Raw genomic sequence first — 17756 nt, forward strand, 5'->3', positions numbered from 1 at the left:
GGCCGAACGGCTACGTGAGCGGAACCGACCAACGCACGAGCGTGCCCTGACCCTCAGGGTTGGGCGTGAGCGTGAAGTCGCCTCCGTGCTGCCTGGCACGCGACGCAAGATTCCCCGTCCCGGAGCGGCGTCCCGAGACCTGGTCGAGCCCGACCCCGTCGTCGCGCACCTCGACGAGGACCTCGCCGCCGCCCGCGATGCCCGGCAGCATATCGGCCGAGACCGAGCTGATGGCGACAGTGACCTGGACCGACGATGCATGTGCGTGCCGGGCTGCGTTCGCAAGCCCCTCGCGCACGACTGCGACGACGTCGTCGGCGAGGCCGTCGGCCACGAAGTCGTCGACGACCGTCTCGTCGTCGGCGAGCGACTGCTCGCCGCGGGACTCTGAGCCGAGCACGTGCCCGTCGATCGTGATGACGAGGGAGGGCGCGAAGGACAGGCCGGTGCGCGCGAGGCTCGCCTCGCGACGCAGGCGCTCGACGAGGCCCGTCGCGGCGTCGGGGTCGCGGAGGGCGTGCACGATCGCGCGGATCTGCTTGACGGTCGAGTCGACGTTGTCGAGCGCCTCCTCGACGATGCTCACGAGCTCGGTCGCATCGACGCCTCGGGCTGCCCTGCGACGCACGGTCTCGAGCTGCATGCCCGTCGCGAAGAGCTGCTGGATCGCCAGATCATGGAGGTCGCGTGCGATGCGGTCGCGTTCGCCCGCGAGCTCAGCGGCGGCCTGGGACTGGCGGGCTGCGGCAAGGATCATGGCGATCGCGGCCTGGCCCGCGAAGGTCTCGGCCGTCGCGAGGTCCGTCTCGTCGAACGGCTCCCGCCCGGGCTTGCGCAGCAGGACGAGCACGCCGACGGGGTCGTCGGGCGTACCCATCGGTGCGTACAGCGCGGGGCCGAACCGCCGCATCTCGGGAACGCGGATGCCGGGCGCGGTCGCCAGGTCGAGCAGGACGCCCCACCCCGAGGCGAGCGCGGTCCCCGCGACGCCGTCGGGCGGCACCTCGACGCCGAGGATGTCCTCGTCCGACCACCCTTCAGCGAACTCGATGAACAACCGGCGCCCGACGCCCGGCAGGATGAGCGCGGCCGTGTCGGCATCGGCGATGTAGCGGGAGGTCGAGACGATCTCCTGGAGGATCTCCTCTTCGTCCTTCTCTCCCGAGAGCAAGAGGGTCGTCAGCTCCTGCCCCGCGCGTAGCCAGCGTTCGCGCCGGGCCGCAAGCTCGTAGAGCTGGGCGTTCTGGATCGCGACCCCGGCGGCGGCGGCGAGCGCCTCGACGATGTAGGCGTCGCGCCGGTTGAAGCCGCCGGGCTTCTCGGCGAGGTAGAGGTGGCCGAAGACCTTGTCGCGCACACGGATCGTCGTGCCGAGGAACTGATGCATGGGCGGGTGCCCGGGCGGGAAGCCCTCGAAGGCCGGGTCCTTCATGAGGTCGAACAGGACGAGCGTGCCGCGATCGGGGATGTTCCGGAGCACCCCGTGGTTGCCGGGAGGGTGGGGCAGGTTCTCGGCCGTGCGCTCGTCGACCCCGACCTGGACGAACAGCATCGATGAGCCCGTGGGTGCGAAGGAGTTGATCGCCGCGTACGGGGAGTCGGTGAGCCGTGCGCACGTCTCGACAAAGTTCTGCAGGACGACGGGAAGCTCGAGGTCGGCGGCCAGTCCCAGAACTGCTCCGAGGACCTCGTCGTCGATGTCGTGCGGCCTGTGGACGGCCATGTGCGCCTCCCCATCGATCGGTCTCATGAGCCTTGCCTGCGTTCGAGGGCCCACGCCGTACGGTACGCGGGCAGGTGGTCGAGGAGAAACGCGTGCGTGCCACGCGCGACGACGCGGGCGGGGCGTCGCTGGCCGTCCGTCGTGCTGGGCGCGGTCGCGACGCCCGCAGACGTGAGGTCCGTCGCCCCGGCGTCGTCGTCGTGAGCGAGGACGACGACCTCGTCGACTGCTGCGAGCGGCGCGAGGCGGTGGGTGGCGATGACGATTCCGCGGCCTGCCGCCGCGAGCCTGGGCAGCACACCGGTGACCAGCGCGTCGGCTGACGCCGGGTCGACGTGCTCGGCGGGTTCGTCGACGAGCAGGAGCGGGGCGGGGGAGAGAACCGCACGGGCGAGCAGGAGCCGGCGCCGTTCGCCTCCCGAGACGGTTGCGCCGGCCGGTCCGAGCCTCGTGGCGAGCCCGTCGGGAAGAGCATCGAGCCAGTCGCTGAGGCCGAGCAGGCGGAGGGCGTCGGTCGCCTCGTCGTCGGTGACCGTGCCGCGGCCGACGCGGAGGTTCTCGAGGATGCTCGTCGCGAAGATGTGCGCGTCCTCGGCCGTGACGACGCTCGACCTGGCCGGGTGGACGAGGGTTCCCGCCGCGGGGGTGAGGAGTCCGCCGAGCGTGAGGAGGGTGGTCGTCTTGCCGGTCCCGCTCGGCCCGACGAGCGCGATGGTCCGGCCCGGTGACACGTCGAGGCTGAGACCCTCGACGACGGGGGAGCGGCCGGGCCACGCGCACGAGAGGTCCGTCGCGACGATGCGGGGCGAGGCGGTGGTGACAGCCGTCGCCACGGTGTCGTCGGCGGAGGCGTGCGTCGCATCCGACTCGGCAGATGTCCCGAGGACGTGCGCCGTCACTGCGCCGTCGGGGTCACAGGCGTCGAGCAGCGCGGCGATGCGCGTCGCGGCTGCGCGCGAACGGTGCAGCTGCACGGCCGCGGCGGGCAGGAGCGACGTCGCCTCGAACGCCGCCAGAGGGACGAGCGCGACGACGGCGAGCTCGACCGCGGCGAGGGAGCCCGCACCGACTGCGGGAATGCCGAGGACGAGGGCGGCGAGCAGCGCGACGCCCACGGCCAGGTCGGCGAGCGCTGCGGCCACGGCGAGCGGCGCGGCCGAACGGTCGCGCGCGACGGCGAGCTCGGCGTCGGCGGCGCGCAGACGGGCGCGCTCGCCCTCGAGCGCGCCCGAGACCCGCAGGAGCGCGGAGTCGTCGAGCAGGGTGAGGGCTGCGTCCGTCACGCGCGCGTGGGCCTCGACCGTCGTGCTCTCTGACGTGCGCGTGGCACGCGCCGTGAGCCACGGGCTCACGACGCCCGCAACGAGCAGGCACGCAGCGAGCACGAGCGCGGCCGACGGCAGGAACGCCGCGACGAGGACGACCGCACCGACGCTCAGCGTCCCGGCGACGCCCGCCGGGATGAGCGCCCGCACGACCGCGTCGCCGACCGCATCCGCATCCTGCCCCGTCCGCGCCAGCACGTCGCCGCGCCTCAGGCCTGCCACGGCGTCGAGCCTGCCCGCTGCGAGGACGCGGTAGAGGTTCGTGCGCAGCGAGGCCACGCCGCGCAGCGCGACCTCGTGGGACGCCAGGCGTTCGAGGTAGCGGAACACGCCGCGTCCGATCCCGAACGCCCGGACACCGACGGTCGCGATCGAGAGCGTGAGCACCGGTGGCATCTGCGAGGCGCGCGCGATGAGCCACGCCGAGACGGCGGCGAGCGCGAGCGCCGAGCCGAGGGCGAGCGAGCCGAGCCCGACCGCGGCCAGCACGCGCCAGGGTGCGACCTCGAGGAGCGGCAGCACCCGGCGCAGTGGATCGTGCGCACGACGCCGCGGGTCGTGCGCGCGGCGCCGCGGGTCGTGCGCACGGCGCCGCGGGTCGTGCGCGCGGCGCCGCGCACGAGGCTCGGATGGCGACGTGGGCGCGTGGGCCTGGTGGGTGGCAGTCATCAGGTCTCCTCCCGGGCCGTGACGTCGGCGGCCGTGACCTCGGCGGCCGTGACGTCGGCGGCCGTGACCTCGACGACCGAGTCAGCGGCCGCGACGAGCGTCGCGCGGTGCGCGACGACGAGGACGGTGCGGCCCTGAGCGCGCAGCTCGGCGACCGCGGCCAGCACGTGCTCCTCGCTCACGGCGTCGAGATGTGCGGTGGGCTCGTCGAGGATGACGACCGGACGCGGCAGGACGAGCGCGCGGGTGAGGTGCACGCGCTGACGTTGGCCGAGGCTCAGCCCCGTGCCACCTTGCCCGACGGGTGCGTCCCACCCGCCCGGCAGGGTCGCCACGACGGCATCGAGCCCCGTCGCGTGCGCTGCATCGAGCTCGTCGGGCGTGGGGGAGCCGTGCGTCGTCCGCACGCCGCGCACGGCCGCGAGGATGGTCCCCGGGGTGAGCGTGGCGCGCTGCGGCACCCACGACACGAGGGCGTGCCACGTCGCGAGGTCGATGTCCGCGAGGTCGCAGGAGGTGCCGTCGACGACGATGCTCACGTGGCCCGCGCTCGGCTGCGTGAGGCCCAGCAGCGCAAGGACCGCGGTCGACTTGCCCGAGCCGTTCGCCCCGACGAGCGCGGTGACCTCGCCCGGCCGGGCCGCGAACGTCAGGCCCGAGGGTGCGACGCGGCCGCGCCCGGGAGCGATGACACCGAGACCCTCGCAGCGCACCTCGACCTGCGCCAGCTTGCCCGCCGACGCGGCGGGCAGAGCGACGTTGCCGCGCGGTCGCGGTCGCGCCCCCGGGTGCTCGATGACCGCGAACGCAGCCTCGGCCGCGGCCAGACCGTCGGTCGACGCGTGGAAGTGCAGGCCCACCTGGCGCAGTGGCCCGAAGACCTCGGGAGCGAGGATGAGCACCGCGAGCCCGGTCTGCAGGTCGAGCGACCCGTGGACGAGGCGCATGCCGACCGTCACCGCGACGAGGGCGACGCACAGCGTCGTGAGCAGCTCGAGGACCATCCCCGAGAGGAACGCGACGCGCAACGTCCCCATCGTCGCGCGCCTGTGCACGTCGCCGAGGGCCCGCACGCGCGCTGCGGGACCGCGCTCGCGGCCGAGGGCGCGCAGGGTCCCGAGACCCGAGAGGAGGTCGAGCGTCTGAGATCCGAGCCGTTGCATGGTCGCGAGCCGGCGTGACGCGACCGTCTGGGTCATGACGCCGACGAGCCACATGAAGACGGGAACGAGCGGGATGGTCGCGAGGATGATCGCCCCCGAGACCCACTCGTGCCACCACACGACTGCGAGCGTTGCGGGGGTGAGCGTCGCAGCGAGCAGGAGCTGGGGCAGGTATCGCACGAAGTAGGGCGCGAGGTCCTCGAGCCCGCGCGTCGCGAGCGTCGCGACCGCGGGGCCGTCGCCGCCCGCGAGCCAGCGCGGGCCGCGCGCGAGCGCCGCGTCGACAACCTGCCCGCGGAGGTCGGCGATGACGCGGGTCGCGGCACGGTGGGCATACCGCTCCTGCAGGCCGACGACGAGCATGCGTACGACGATGACGCTGGCGAGCCAGCCGAGCTCGCGACGTGCGTCGCCCAACGGGCGCGCGTGCGTGATCGCGGGAGCGAGGATCGCGGCGAGGAGCAGGGCCTGTGCGACGACGAGCCCTGCGGTGGCGATGCCCGCGGCTGCCGTGACGAGGACGTGACCGCGGGCGTCGCGCGCGTGAGCGAGAAGTCGCGGGTCGAGGGGCTTCACGGCCTCGCGTCAGCCGAGCGTCATGTCGTCGGTCTTGGTGAGCGTGAGCCCGATGGGTTCGGGGATGTGCTCGACCGTGAGGCGCTTCTTGAAGACCCAGTACGTCCAGCCTTGGTAGAGCAGGACGACGGGCACGAGGAAGGCCGCGACCCACGTCATGACGGTGAGCGTGTAGTCCGTCGAGCTCGCGTTGTGGATCGTGAGCGAGTTGGCCGGGTCGAGTGCGGGCATGACGTCGGGGAACATCGATCCGAAGATGAGGACGACGGCCGCGAGCAGCGTGAGGGTCGAGAGCAGGAAGGCCCAGCCCTCACGGTCTTTGCGGGTTGCGACGGTCGTGCCGACGAGGCTCGCGGCCGCGAGTGCGACGGCCGCCCACGTCCACGTGACCGAGTACGCGAGCTGCGCCCACACGGCCCAGCCGCCCGCGATGACGGTCGCCGCGAGCGAGAGCCGGCGGGCGAGCGCGCCGGCTCGGACGCGCAGGTCGCCGTCGGTCTTGAGCGCGAGGAAGACCGCGCCGTGCAGGAGGAAGAGGCTGAGCGTCACGAGACCGCCGAGCAGCGTGAACGGCGTGAGCAGGGAGAAGAGCCCGCCGACGAGCTCGTGGCGCGAGTCGAGCTCGACGCCTGCGACGAGGTTTGCGAAGGCGACGCCCCAGAGGATCGAGGGCACCCACGAGCCGGTGATGATGCCGCGGTCGGCCCATGCGGCCCAGCGTGCGTCGGCGATCTTGCCGCGGTACTCGAACGCGACCCCGCGGACGATGAGGGCGAGGAGGATGAGCAGCAGCGGCAGGTAGAAGCCGCTGAAGAGCGTCGCGTACCACTCGGGGAAGGCGGCGAAGGTTGCGCCTCCTGCGGTGAGCAGCCATACCTCGTTGCCGTCCCAGACGGGGCCGATCGTGTTGATGATGACGCGGCGCTCCTTGTCGTTCCTGCCGAGGACGGGCAGGAGCATGCCGACGCCGAAGTCGAAGCCCTCGAGGATGAGGTAGCCGGCCCACAGGACGGCGATGAGCGCGAACCAGAGCTCGGGAAGCATGGCGGTCTCTCCTTGGCGAGGTCGAGTCTCAGTAGGCGAACGACAGCGGTGCGTCCGCGTCGTCGTCCGTGCGGGCTTCGGGGGACTCGTCGTGCACGACGAGGGGGACGCCTTCGACCGCGTAGCGGCGCATGAGCACGAACCAGATGACGGCGAGCACGCCGTAGACGACCGTGAGCGCGACGAGCGAGGTGAGAACCGTGCCGGGGCCCGCGACGGTGGAGACACCGCGCCACGTCATCATCCACACGCCGTCGACGCCCGACGGGGTGGGGTTCGGGTAGACGGCCCAGGGCTGGCGGCCCATCTCGGTGAAGATCCAGCCGAAGGCTGACGCGAGGAACGGCGCCGGCAGCGCGACGAGCCCGAGGCGCGAGAACCAGACGTTGTCGGTCACTGCGCCCTTGCGGGTCCACCACAGGGCCCCGATCGCCAGCGCGGCGGAGAACGCGCCGAAGCCGATCATGAGACGGAAGGACCAGTAGGTGATCGCGAGGTTGGGGATGTAGTTGAGCGGCTCGTCGGCCGTGCCGTCGGTCGGGACAGGCAGGCCGTTGAGCTTGGCATGCTCGCCCCGTGTTGCGCCGTGGCGTGCGGCCATCTCCTTCTGGAGGTCCTCGGTTCCCTTGATCGTCGCGTCGAACGTGTTGGTCGCGAGGAACGACGTGAGGCCGGGCAGCTGGAGGACGTGCGTGACCGACGAGCAGTCGCCTTCGAGGTTGCCGATCGTGAGGATCGAGAACCCGGCGCCTTCCTCGGTCTCGCACAGGCCCTCGGCGGCGGCCATCTTGGCGGGCTGCTGCTCGAACATCAGCTGGGCCTGCGTGTGTCCCGAGAGCGCGACGCCGATCCCGGCCACGAGCATGACCCACGCGCCGATGCGGAGGCCGGAGCGGTAGGTCGAGCGGGCGAGCGCGACGTTGTCGGGCTTCTTTGACCGGACGAGCCGCACCATCCACCAGGCGCAGATGCCGACGACGAAGGTGCCCGCGGTGAGGAATGCGGCGGTGATCGTGTGCGGGAATGCCGCGAGCACGGTGGAGTTGGTGAGCACGGCCCAGATGTCGACGAGCTCAGCTCGTCCCGTCTCAGGGTTGTAGATCGTGCCGACGGGGTGCTGCATCCAGGAGTTGGCCGCGAGGATGAAGTAGGCGGACAGGTTCGTCGCGATCGCGACGGCCCAGATGCACGCGAGGTGGAGCTTCTTCGAGAGCCGTCCCCAGCCGAAGATCCAGAGGCCGAGGAATGTCGACTCGACGAAGAAGGCTGCGAGGGCCTCCATCGCGAGCGGGGCGCCAAAGACGTCGCCGACGAAGCGCGAGTACTCCGACCAGTTCATGCCGAACTGGAACTCCTGCACGATCCCCGTGACGACGCCGAGGGCGAAGTTGATGAGGAGGAGCTTGCCGAAGAACTTGGTGAGACGCAGCCACTTCTCGTTGCCCGTGCGGACCCAGGCGGTCTGCAGTCCCGCGACGATGGGGGCGAGCCCGATCGTCAGCGGGACGAAGATGAAGTGGTAGACGGTGATGACACCGAACTGCCATCGTGCGAGGTCAAGGGCTTCCACCGGGGGCTCCACGGTCGAGGTGCAGGGGAGGGTTTGACGCGCCCGACATGACGCCGTGTCGTGTCAAGACGAACCTAGAGGCCGCCAGATCCGTGTCACGGGACCTACGTCCCGGGTGGGTGGAGATCGGGCGGGTCGACCGTCGTTGTCGTTATCTCTGTGTGATACTTGGGCCAGTGACGTCCCGCGCACCGGGGCGTCGCGACGAGCGCGCAGCAGCCGCTCCGGTCCTGCGGAACCGACGCCCTGGCATCCATGCCGGCGGCGCGTAGCCCACCGGGTCCGGAAGCGCGGTCCGCAGCCGTCCAGTTCTTGGGCGGCGCGCCGCGGGGCGTGCGCCGCGCCGTCATCGACGACTTCCGTCGCCGGTCGGGTTCTTCCCGCCGAGCGACGGCCGACTGCCACGGGGCCGTGGGTGCGGACGGGGCCCGGGGTGTGGAGTACCCATGACTCTCGACAACGACGCGACGACCGGATCCTCATCGGCTCCTGCGCCGCGGACGCGCCGCCGTGCGACCCGCACGACTGCGGCTCCTGGCGCAGCAGACCCGAACGTGACGGTCGTGACCGACACGGGAGCGCCGCAGGCCGCTCCGGCGAAGGCGGCAACGCCCGCCGCGGCGAACGCCGACGAGGCTCCCGCGCCGCGCCGCGCCGCCTCCTCACGCTCGCGCGCCACGAAGAAGACCGCCTCGGACGAGGCTCCCGCCGCCGAGGCACTGGTCGCCGACGCCTCGAGCGCGCCCGACGCCTCAAGCACACCCGCCGCCACGACGCGCCGCCGTGCCGGGCGCGCCTCCGGTCCGGCTGACGGCGTCGCTCAGACGCTTGACGCTGCGATGGCCGAGGCCGGCGCCACGAACGGGTCCTCCGACGCTCCGGCGGCCGACGCCGAGGCGACGAAGGCTCCGGCGCGCACGGCGCGTCGTCGCACGACCCGTGCGACAGCCGCTCCCGAGGCCGCTGCACCGCAGGCCGAGGCTGCTGCACCGCAGGGCGAGGCACCCGCCGAGGCCCCTGCTGACAAGCCTGCAGGGCGCGGCCGCTCGAAGAGCACGCGCGCGCCGAAGGCCTCGGCTCCCGTGGCCGAGTCGCCTGCCGCTGAGACGGTCACCTCCGCGACCGTCGCTCCCGACTCCGCAGCCGAGGCGGCACCGTCCGCCGACGCAGCTCCTGCCGCCGAGACGCCCTCCGGGACCGCTCCCGCGCGTCGGACCCGCCGTGCCGCCGGACGACCCGCGGGCGCTCCCTCCGCGGCAGCCTTGGCCGCCGAGGCTCGCGCCACGGAGGCTCAGGCCGCCGAGGCACAGGCCGCTGAGGCCCAGACCGCCGAGAAGGCCGCCGAGCCCGCAGCCGCGGCTGCGGACGAGGCTCCGGCCGCGCCGCGTTCGCGCTCGCGCCGCTCGACCCGTTCGACCGCTGCTGCGCCCGCCCCGACGACTGACGACGCTGCGTCCAGCACGGAGACCTCCGACGAGGTCGAGACGGCTGCTCCGGCGACGCGTCTGCCGATGACGGCTCTCCTGTTCCAGGCGCCCGACGCGTCGAAGGCGACGTCGCGCCGTCGTCGTGCGCAGGCTCCCGCCGCCGCATCCGTCGTCGACGAGACGCCCGCGGACGAGGACGCCGACGAGGCCGATGAGCTGCAGGCCGACGTTCTCGAGCTCGACGCCGAGACCGATGAGACGACCGAGGTCGAGGTCGCGGAGGACGACGAGTCGGACGAGGACTCGAACGACGACTCCGCGGACGACAACGGCGCCCCGCGCCGTCGCCGTCGCCGCGGCGGCCGTGGCCGCCGTCGTTCGGGCTCTGGCTCGGGCCAGGGCAACGACTCCGAGCACTCGGACGAGTCCGAGGAGTCCGCGTCGGCTGACGACGACTCCTCGGAGCAGTCGGACGAGGCCGCACAGGACTCCGCCGACGACTCCGACGCCGGGGACGAGGGCACCTCGAGCCGTCGCCGTCGCCGTCGTCGTCGCTCGGGTGACAGCGGCGAGAGCGAGCCGCGCCAGCGTCGCGCCTCGACCTCGTCCGACGAGGTCACTGCTCTCAAGGGTTCGACGCGGCTCGAGGCCAAGCGCCAGCGTCGCCGCGAGGGCCGCGATGCGGGTCGTCGCCGCCAGATCATCACCGAGGCCGAGTTCCTTGCGCGTCGCGAGGCCGTCGAGCGTTCGATGATCGTCCGCGAGAAGGACGGTCGTACGCAGATCGCGGTCCTCGAGGACGGCGTGCTCGTCGAGCACTACGTCTCGCAGGCCGAGCAGGCCTCGATGGTCGGCAACGTCTACCTCGGCCGCGTCCAGAACGTGCTGCCGAGCATGGAGGCCGCCTTCATCGACGTCGGCAAGGGCCGCAACGCCGTGCTGTACGCGGGCGAGGTCAACTGGGACGCCGCGGGCCTCGAGGGCCAGCCGCGTCGTATCGAACAGGCGCTCAAGTCGGGCGACCCGGTGCTCGTCCAGGTGACGAAGGACCCGATCGGCCACAAGGGTGCGCGCCTCACGTCGCAGATCACCCTCGCGGGCCGGTACCTCGTCTACGTCCCCGGCGGCGGCATGACGGGTATCTCTCGCAAGCTTCCCGACACCGAGCGCGCACGCCTCAAGAAGCTCCTGCGCGAGCTCGTCCCGGACTCTGCGGGCGTCATCGTCCGCACGGCTGCGGAGGGCGCGAGCGAGGACGAGCTCCGCGCCGACATCGCCCGCTTGCAGGAGCAGTGGGAGAAGATCGAGAAGAAGTCGAAGAGCGGCAATGCCCCCGTCCTGCTCCAGGGTGAGCCGGACATGGCGATCCGTGTCGTGCGCGACATCTTCAACGACGACTTCTCCTCGCTCGTCGTGCAGGGATCGGGCGCCTGGGACGCGATCTCGACCTACGTGGGCGACCTCGCACCCGACCTCGCCGAGCGCGTGACCCGTTGGACGCAGGAGCGCGACGTCTTCGCGAGCCACCGCATCGACGAGCAGCTCGCCAAGGGCATGGACCGCAAGGTCTGGCTGCCCTCGGGCGGGTCGCTCGTCATCGACCGCACCGAGGCCATGACCGTGGTCGACGTCAACACGGGCAAGTTCACGGGCTCGGGCGGCACGCTCGAAGAGACCGTGACGCGCAACAACCTCGAGGCAGCCGAAGAGATCGTCCGCCAGCTCCGGCTGCGGGACATCGGCGGCATCATCGTCATCGACTTCATCGACATGGTGCTCGAGTCCAACCGTGACCTCGTGCTGCGTCGTCTGGTCGAGTGCCTCGGCCGCGACCGCACGAAGCACCAGGTCGCCGAGGTCACGTCGCTCGGGCTCGTCCAGATGACCCGCAAGCGCGTCGGGCAGGGCCTCGTCGAGGCGTTCTCGACGACGTGCGAGCACTGCCACGGCCGCGGCTTCATCGTTCACGCCGACCCGATCGAGAAGGGCTCGGGCAACAACGGTGGCCAGGGCTCGCAGCAGTCGGCGGAGCAGGGACAGGGCGAGTCGAAGCGCTCGCGACGCAAGCGTGGCGGCGCCTCCAAGGACGAGGCGGCCCCCGCGGCTGCTGAGGCCAACGGAACGTCGACAACACCTGCGGTTCCTGTCCTCCCGGCCGCGCGTGCCGAGGTGACGGCGACGCTCGCAGCGATCGCCGCAGCCGCGGCGCACGCGCACGGCGACGACGCACCGACCGCGGACGAGGCTCCGAAGGGCGAGGCTTCGAAGGGCGAGAGCCCCACGGATGACGCCCCGACGGTCGGCGACCCCGTGGTCGCAGGCGAGTCCGACAGTGACGCTGACGCCCCGGCGAAGGCTCCTGCACGGAGCTCGGCGAGGTCGGGATCGAGGTCGTCCGCGAAGTCGTCGACGAAGCCTGCCCAGGCCGACGTCGCCGACTCCACGGTCGACGCGGACGCGGTGGCCCCTGCCCCCGCGCCTGCCGACGAGATCGTTCTCGACCTGCCTGAGCCCGCGACGAAGCCCCGTGCCGCTCGCGGCCGTGGCTCGCGCCGGGCGACGGCGAGCGGCCGCGCAGCGGACCGTGAGACGGCCGCGCCTGCGGACGAGGCCCCGGCGGAGCAGGAGGCGCGTCCGCGTCTCGATGTGCTCGCCGAGCTCGCCCAGGTGCGTCGCGAGGATCTCAGCTGACAGTGATGCTGATCGTCGTGTGACGATCAACACGATGCCCGTGCGGCGGCGTGGCGTGCAGACAGCGCGCCACGCCGTCGGACAGCATGATCGTGGTCCTGCTAGGACGTTGCCCCTGGAAAGGCGGCATCGAGCAGGGCCGCACGCGGAGGCTGGTGCGCGGTGTGACGTGCGCCCACCGGGGCTGTGGCATTTGACCAGCAGCCTGGGAATCCGTATCTTTGAACGTCGGTGCGTATCGAGTCGCGCCGTTCCCCGTGTGCTCCCGGATCTCTCCGGTTCACGAGCACGCCGAGAAGACCTAAGAGAGATGAGCAGCAACGTGGTGTACGCGATCGTCAAGGCCGGTGGCCGCCAGGAGAAGGTTTCTGTGGGCGACGTCGTCGTCGTCGACCGTCTTGCTGGTAACGCCGGCGAGACCGTTCAGCTGCCCGTCCTCCTTCTTGTGGACGGTGAGACGGTGACGACGGACTCTGAGGCTCTGGCCAAGGTGACCGTTACGGCAGAGATCGTTCGGGACGAGAAGGGCCCGAAGATCAACATCCTCAAGTACAAGAACAAGACCGGCTACCGCAAGCGCATCGGCCACCGCCAGGCCCTCACGCGCCTCAAGGTCACCGGCATCAAGTGACGTCGCCTCGGCGGGCGCGAGCCCGTCAGGTGTGAAGACACTCCGTTCTCCATCAGATAGGTAGGTTGCCGTCATGGCACATAAGAAGGGCGCGAGCTCCTCGCGCAACGGTCGTGACTCCAACGCTCAGCGTCTCGGTGTCAAGCGCTTCGGTGGCCAGGTCGTCAAGGCCGGCGAGATCATCGTGCGCCAGCGCGGCACCCACTTCCACCCCGGCGTCAACGTCGGTCGTGGCAAGGACGACACCCTCTTCGCCCTCGAGGCCGGCGCGGTGCAGTTCGGCACGCGTCGTGGCCGCAAGGTCATCGACATCGTCGAGGCTGCCTGAGCCTCCACGCTCATGACCGAGAGGGGCGCACCATGTGGTGCGCCCCTCTCGGCGTTCCCGACGACCGGCCCTGGGGCCGTGGCGTCGGACCCGCCTTCGGCCTCCGCGCCGCGGCGTCCCCATCCGTCACCGCCCACCCGAGAGGAACCCCACCATGGCCAGCTTCGTCGACCGTGTCGTGCTCCATGCCTTCGGCGGTGACGGCGGCAACGGCTGCGCGTCGATCCGCCGCGAGAAGTTCAAGCCGCTCGCCGGCCCCGACGGCGGCAACGGCGGGGACGGCGGCTCGGTGCGTCTCGTCGTCGACCCGCAGGTGACGACTCTCCTCGAGTACCATCACTCGCCGCACCGTCGTGCCGACAAGGGCACGATGGGCATGGGTGACTACCGGTGGGGCGCCAACGGCGAGGACCTCGTCCTGCGCGTGCCGGACGGCACCGTCGTCAAGACGTCCGACGGCGAGATCCTCGCGGACCTCGTAGGCGCAGGCGCCGAGTACACGGTCGCCGAGGGCGGCAAGGGTGGCCTCGGCAACTTCAAGCTCGCCTCGGCCAAGCGCAAGGCGCCGGGCTTCGCGCTCCTCGGGGAGCCGGGCGACGAGACGTCGGTCGTGCTCGAGCTCAAGTCGATCGCCGACGTCGCGCTCGTCGGGTTCCCGAGCGCAGGCAAGTCCTCGCTCGTCGCAGCCATCTCGGCCGCGCGGCCCAAGATCGCGGACTACCCGTTCACGACGCTCGTCCCCAACCTCGGCGTCGTCCAGGCGGGCGACGCACGCTTCACGGTCGCTGACGTTCCTGGGCTCATCCCCGGGGCGAGCGAGGGCAAGGGCCTCGGCCTGGAGTTTCTGCGGCACGTCGAGCGCTGCGCGGTCCTCGTGCACGTGCTCGACTGCGCGACCCTCGAGCCCGGGCGCGACCCCATCAGCGACTTCGAGACGATCGAGGCAGAGCTCGACGCGTACGCGGGAGACCTCGGCATCGACGGCTTCCGCCTCCCGCTCAACGAGCGCCCCCGCATCGTCGTCCTCAACAAGATCGACGTGCCCGAGGCCCGCGAGCTCGCGGACTTCGTCAAGTCCGACCTCGAGGCCCGCGGTCTCAAGGTGCTCGAGATCTCGACCGCGAGCCACGAGGGCCTGCGTCCGCTGACGTTCGCGCTCGCAGAGCTCGTCGCCGAGGCGCGGGCCGCCGAGCCCGCCGCCGCGCCCGCCCGCACCGTCCTGCGCCCCAAGGGCGTCGACGAGGACGGCTTCACGGTGACGCGCCACGGCTCGGGCCCGACCGAGTACTTCCAGGTGCGAGGCTCCAAGCCCGAGCGCTGGGTGCGCCAGACGGACTTCACGAACGACGAGGCCGTCGGCTTCCTCGCCGACCGGCTCGCGAAGCTGGGTGTCGAGAACAAGCTCTTCAAGGCCGGCGCCGTGGCAGGTGCCGAGGTCGTCATCGGTGAGGGGGACCGCGCGGTCGTCTTCGACTGGGAGCCCACCCTCATGGCGGGCGCCGAGCTGCTCACCGGCCCGCGCGGGACGGACCTGCGTCTTGAGGAGACGGCACGCTCGACGCGCGCGCAGAAGCGCGAGCAGTACAAGGACCGCATGGATGCGAAGGCCGAGGCCCGCGCAGAGCTGTGGACCGAGCGTGAGGCCGGGCACTGGACGGTTGACGACGACTCGAGTGGCGCGCCCGAGGAGAACTGACGCGACGCCGCACCGTGGACGCAGCGACGTTCGCGTGCGAGGCCAAGGGATGATGTGGACGTGAACCACCCTGTTGAGGGCGCCGAGGGGCGCTCCGCGATTGCCACGGCACGTCGCGTCGTCGTGAAGATCGGTTCGTCCTCGCTCACGCGTGCGGACGGTCATCTCTCGGTCGATGCGCTGCAGCAGCTCGTCGAGGTGGTGGCGCGTCGCCGTCGGGCCGGGGTCGAGATCGTGCTCGTCACCTCGGGTGCCGTGGCCGCGGGGCTCGCCCCGCTCGGGCTCACGGCCCGGCCGAGGGACGTGGCAACGGCTCAGGCTGCGGCATCCGTCGGCCAGGGCCTGCTCGTCGCGCGCTACACCGAGGCGTTCGCAGCCCACGGCCTGCGCGTCGGCCAGCTGTTGCTCACGGCTGACGACACCATCCGTCGGGCGCGCTACCGCAACGCCCAGCGCGCGCTCGAGCGACTGCTCGACCTCGGCGTCGTGCCCATCATCAACGAGAACGACGCGCTCACGACCGACGAGCTGCGGTTCGGCGACAACGACCGTCTCGCCGCGCTCGTCTCGCACCTCGTGCGGGCCGACGCGATGGTCCTGCTCACGGACGTCGACGGACTCTACGACGCGCCGCCCTCACGGCCGGGCGCTCGCCGGATCGCCGAGGTGCACTCGGCCGAGGACCTCGCGGGCATCGAGGTGACGGGGCGTGGCAGCTCTGTGGGCACGGGCGGGATGCTCACCAAGCTCGACTCGGTGCGCACGGCGACGAGCGCGGGGGTTCCCGTCGTGCTCACGAGCGCGGCCCACGCCGAGGGCGCGCTCACGGGCCAGGACACGGGGACGTGGTTCTCGGCGTTCGGCGAACGGGGCACGGCGCGCAGCCTGTGGCTTGCGCACGCGGCTCGCACGCACGGTCGGCTCGTGCTCGACGACGGCGCGGCGCGCGCGGTCCTCGGAGGCAAGGCATCTCTGCTCGCGGCGGGCATCACGGCCGTCGAGGGCGACTTCTCGGCGGGTGACGTCGTCGACGTCGTCGCCTCTGACTCGAAGGTGCTGGCGCGCGGCATCGTGAGCTTCGACTCGGGGGAGCTGCCCTCGCTCCTCGGCCGGACGACGGTCGAGCTCCGAGAGAAGTTCGGTGTGGGCTACGACCGCACGGTCATCCACCGCGACGACCTCGTGCTCGTGCGCCGTCGGCCCGTTCGCGCGGTCTGACGCGCGCAGCGTCGACGACGCCGGACCTGCGCCGTCCGCACCCCGGACCCGGGGTGACCTCGCGTCGTGCGAGGACTACCCTCAGGCCGCATGACGACCGACGTGCAGGCCCCGACCGCTGACGACGTGACGAACGCCGTCCAGGATGCAGCGCGCCGGGCGAAGGTCGCCTCGCGCGTCCTCGCGAACGCGACGCGCGCTGTCAAGGACGCGGCGCTCCACACGATGGCCGACGCCCTCGTCACCGCGGCCGCTGAGATCGTCACCGCGAACGCGGACGACCTCGAGCGTGGCCGGGCCGCCGGCATGGAGCCCGGGCTCCTCGACCGACTCGCCCTCGACCCCGCGCGGATCGCCGCGATCGCGGACGCGCTGCGCGAGCTCGCGGCCCTGCCCGACCCGGTAGGGGAGCTCGTGCGCGGCTGGACCCTGCCCAACGGTCTGCGCCTGCGGCAGCTGCGCGTGCCCATGGGCGTCGTCGGCATGATCTACGAGGCGCGTCCCAACGTCACCGTTGACGCAGCTGGTCTCGCGCTCAAGAGCGGCAATGCCGTCATCCTCCGCGGCGGCTCGGCGGCAGCCTCCTCGAACGAGGTCATCGTTGACGTCCTGGGACGCGCGCTCGAGTCCGCGGGCCTGCCGCGCGACCTCGTGCAGTCGATCGATCGCTACGGTCGCCCGGGCGGCGTCGCCCTCATGCGGGCGCGCGGGCTCGTGGACGTGCTCGTGCCGCGCGGGGGAGCGAACCTCATCCGCACGGTCGTCGCGGAGTCGGTCGTTCCCGTCATCGAGACGGGTGTCGGCAACTGTCACCTCGTCGTCGACGAGAGCGCAGACCTCGACGACGCGCTCGCGATCCTCCTCAACTCCAAGCTGCAGCGCGTGGGCGTGTGCAACGCGGTCGAGACGCTTCTCGTCCACGAGGGTGCTGCGCAGGCGTTCCTGCCGCGCGCTCTCGACGCGCTCGCGTCGGCCGGCTGCGTCCTGCACGGCGACGATGCGACGCAGGCGCTCGCGCCTCAGGGCGTCGAGGTCATCGCGGCGACCGACGAGGACTGGGCGACCGAGTACCTCGCGCCCGAGCTCGCTGTGCGCGTCGTTCCCGACATCGACGCCGCGATCGCACACGTCCAGACGTGGTCGAGCGGCCACACCGAGGCGATTCTCACGAACGACCTGCGCCACTCGGAGCGCTTCGTCGCCGAGGTGGACTCTGCGGTCGTCAACGTCAACGCCTCGACGCGGTTCACCGACGGCGGGCAGTTCGGCCTGGGTGCCGAGCTAGGGATCTCGACGCAGAAGCTTCACGCGCGCGGACCGATGGGACTGGCCGAGCTGACGACCACGAAATGGGTCGTCGAGGGCGAGGGTCAGACCCGTCCCTGAGAGAAGGCTGAGGGGGTCGTGGAGGTCCTGGGGACAGGGCCCGCGACACGCCCGAGGCGGGTTCACCCGGCACCGTCCCCGTGAGAGACTTACCACTCGTGGCGGCTCCTTCGAGGAGCGCCTGACGACCGCATCCGACCAGGAGGTCCTTCCATGATCGCGTCCGTGCTCCGCGCTTCGGAGTCGACAGTCGTCACCGAGCTGCCGATCCCTCCGATCGCCTATGGGCTGCTCACTCTGGCTGCGCTGCTCGCACTGCTCCTCGTGACCTTCGCTTTCAAGAGCTCGGGCACCCGCCACTGATCTGAG

General features: G+C 71.8%; 12 protein-coding genes. 7 read left to right on the plus strand and 5 right to left on the minus strand.

What is annotated here, in order from left to right; translation table 11 throughout:
- Nucleotides 1-10: 10 nt before the first annotated feature.
- The 5 genes from ACTVCO_RS10515 to ACTVCO_RS10535 are packed head-to-tail and all read right to left on the minus strand — an operon-like array spanning nucleotide 11 to nucleotide 8070.
- Entirely contained in the window at nucleotides 11-1750 is a 1740-nt protein-coding gene (locus tag ACTVCO_RS10515; protein WP_443728380.1) for a GAF domain-containing sensor histidine kinase, read from the minus strand.
- Nucleotides 1747-3717 carry a thiol reductant ABC exporter subunit CydC gene (cydC, locus tag ACTVCO_RS10520; protein WP_443728381.1) on the minus strand — a complete coding sequence of 657 codons (1971 nt, stop codon included), beginning with the start codon at nucleotides 3715-3717 and terminating at the stop codon, nucleotides 1747-1749. The genes ACTVCO_RS10515 and cydC overlap by 4 nt, the downstream gene beginning before the upstream one ends.
- A complete protein-coding gene (gene cydD, locus ACTVCO_RS10525) occupies nucleotides 3717-5456 on the minus strand; it encodes a thiol reductant ABC exporter subunit CydD (protein ID WP_443728382.1) in 1740 nt (579 codons plus the stop codon). Before cydD ends, cydC begins: the two co-directional genes overlap by 1 nt.
- 9 nt (nucleotides 5457-5465) lie before the next feature.
- The gene (cydB, locus tag ACTVCO_RS10530) at nucleotides 5466-6500 is read right to left on the minus strand and encodes a cytochrome d ubiquinol oxidase subunit II (RefSeq protein WP_443728383.1); all 1035 of its coding nucleotides are present in this window, start codon (nucleotides 6498-6500) and stop codon (nucleotides 5466-5468) included.
- A gap of 28 nt (nucleotides 6501-6528) precedes the next feature.
- Nucleotides 6529-8070 (minus strand): cytochrome ubiquinol oxidase subunit I, encoded by a 1542-nt coding sequence (locus ACTVCO_RS10535; RefSeq protein ID WP_443728384.1) that lies wholly within the window; start codon nucleotides 8068-8070, stop codon nucleotides 6529-6531.
- Between the two features lie 446 nt (nucleotides 8071-8516).
- On the opposite strand from ACTVCO_RS10535, the gene ACTVCO_RS10540 reads away from it, so the two are divergent.
- The 7 genes from ACTVCO_RS10540 (at nucleotide 8517) to ACTVCO_RS10570 (ending at nucleotide 17750) form a co-directional block, all read left to right on the plus strand.
- Entirely contained in the window at nucleotides 8517-12188 is a 3672-nt protein-coding gene (locus ACTVCO_RS10540; protein ID WP_443728385.1) for an Rne/Rng family ribonuclease, read from the plus strand.
- A 322-nt stretch (nucleotides 12189-12510) separates the two neighbouring features.
- A complete protein-coding gene (gene rplU, locus ACTVCO_RS10545) occupies nucleotides 12511-12819 on the plus strand; it encodes a 50S ribosomal protein L21 (RefSeq protein WP_443728476.1) in 309 nt (102 codons plus the stop codon).
- Nucleotides 12820-12892: 73 nt separating this feature from the next.
- Nucleotides 12893-13147 carry a 50S ribosomal protein L27 gene (gene rpmA, locus ACTVCO_RS10550; protein ID WP_102507885.1) on the plus strand — a complete coding sequence of 85 codons (255 nt, stop codon included), beginning with the start codon at nucleotides 12893-12895 and terminating at the stop codon, nucleotides 13145-13147.
- Nucleotides 13148-13301: 154 nt separating this feature from the next.
- Complete coding sequence (gene obgE, locus ACTVCO_RS10555; RefSeq protein ID WP_443728386.1) at nucleotides 13302-14843, plus strand: GTPase ObgE; 1542 nt, start codon at nucleotides 13302-13304, stop codon at nucleotides 14841-14843.
- Nucleotides 14844-14903: 60 nt separating this feature from the next.
- Entirely contained in the window at nucleotides 14904-16061 is a 1158-nt protein-coding gene (gene proB, locus ACTVCO_RS10560) for a glutamate 5-kinase (RefSeq protein WP_443728387.1), read from the plus strand.
- A gap of 90 nt (nucleotides 16062-16151) precedes the next feature.
- Nucleotides 16152-17447 carry a glutamate-5-semialdehyde dehydrogenase gene (locus ACTVCO_RS10565; protein WP_443728388.1) on the plus strand — a complete coding sequence of 432 codons (1296 nt, stop codon included), beginning with the start codon at nucleotides 16152-16154 and terminating at the stop codon, nucleotides 17445-17447.
- Nucleotides 17448-17600: 153 nt separating this feature from the next.
- Nucleotides 17601-17750 carry a hypothetical protein gene (locus ACTVCO_RS10570; RefSeq protein ID WP_443728389.1) on the plus strand — a complete coding sequence of 50 codons (150 nt, stop codon included), beginning with the start codon at nucleotides 17601-17603 and terminating at the stop codon, nucleotides 17748-17750.
- Nucleotides 17751-17756: the final 6 nt, after the last annotated feature.

This window comes from Sanguibacter sp. A247 (assembly GCF_052324925.1).
Lineage (GTDB): Bacteria > Actinomycetota > Actinomycetes > Actinomycetales > Cellulomonadaceae > Flavimobilis.

Bases quoted from the DNA above. Each gene is read 5' to 3' on its own strand.
- ACTVCO_RS10570 (WP_443728389.1), top strand. From the start codon at position 17,601: ATGATCGCGTCCGTGCTCCGCGCTTCGGAGTCGACAGTCGTCACCGAG.
- cydB (WP_443728383.1), bottom strand. From the start codon at position 6,500: ATGCTTCCCGAGCTCTGGTTCGCGCTCATCGCCGTCCTGTGGGCCGGC.
- ACTVCO_RS10565 (WP_443728388.1), top strand. From the start codon at position 16,152: ATGACGACCGACGTGCAGGCCCCGACCGCTGACGACGTGACGAACGCC.
- cydC (WP_443728381.1), bottom strand. From the start codon at position 3,717: ATGACTGCCACCCACCAGGCCCACGCGCCCACGTCGCCATCCGAGCCT.
- ACTVCO_RS10540 (WP_443728385.1), top strand. From the start codon at position 8,517: ATGACTCTCGACAACGACGCGACGACCGGATCCTCATCGGCTCCTGCG.
- ACTVCO_RS10515 (WP_443728380.1), bottom strand. From the start codon at position 1,750: ATGAGACCGATCGATGGGGAGGCGCACATGGCCGTCCACAGGCCGCAC.
- rpmA (WP_102507885.1), top strand. From the start codon at position 12,893: ATGGCACATAAGAAGGGCGCGAGCTCCTCGCGCAACGGTCGTGACTCC.
- obgE (WP_443728386.1), top strand. From the start codon at position 13,302: ATGGCCAGCTTCGTCGACCGTGTCGTGCTCCATGCCTTCGGCGGTGAC.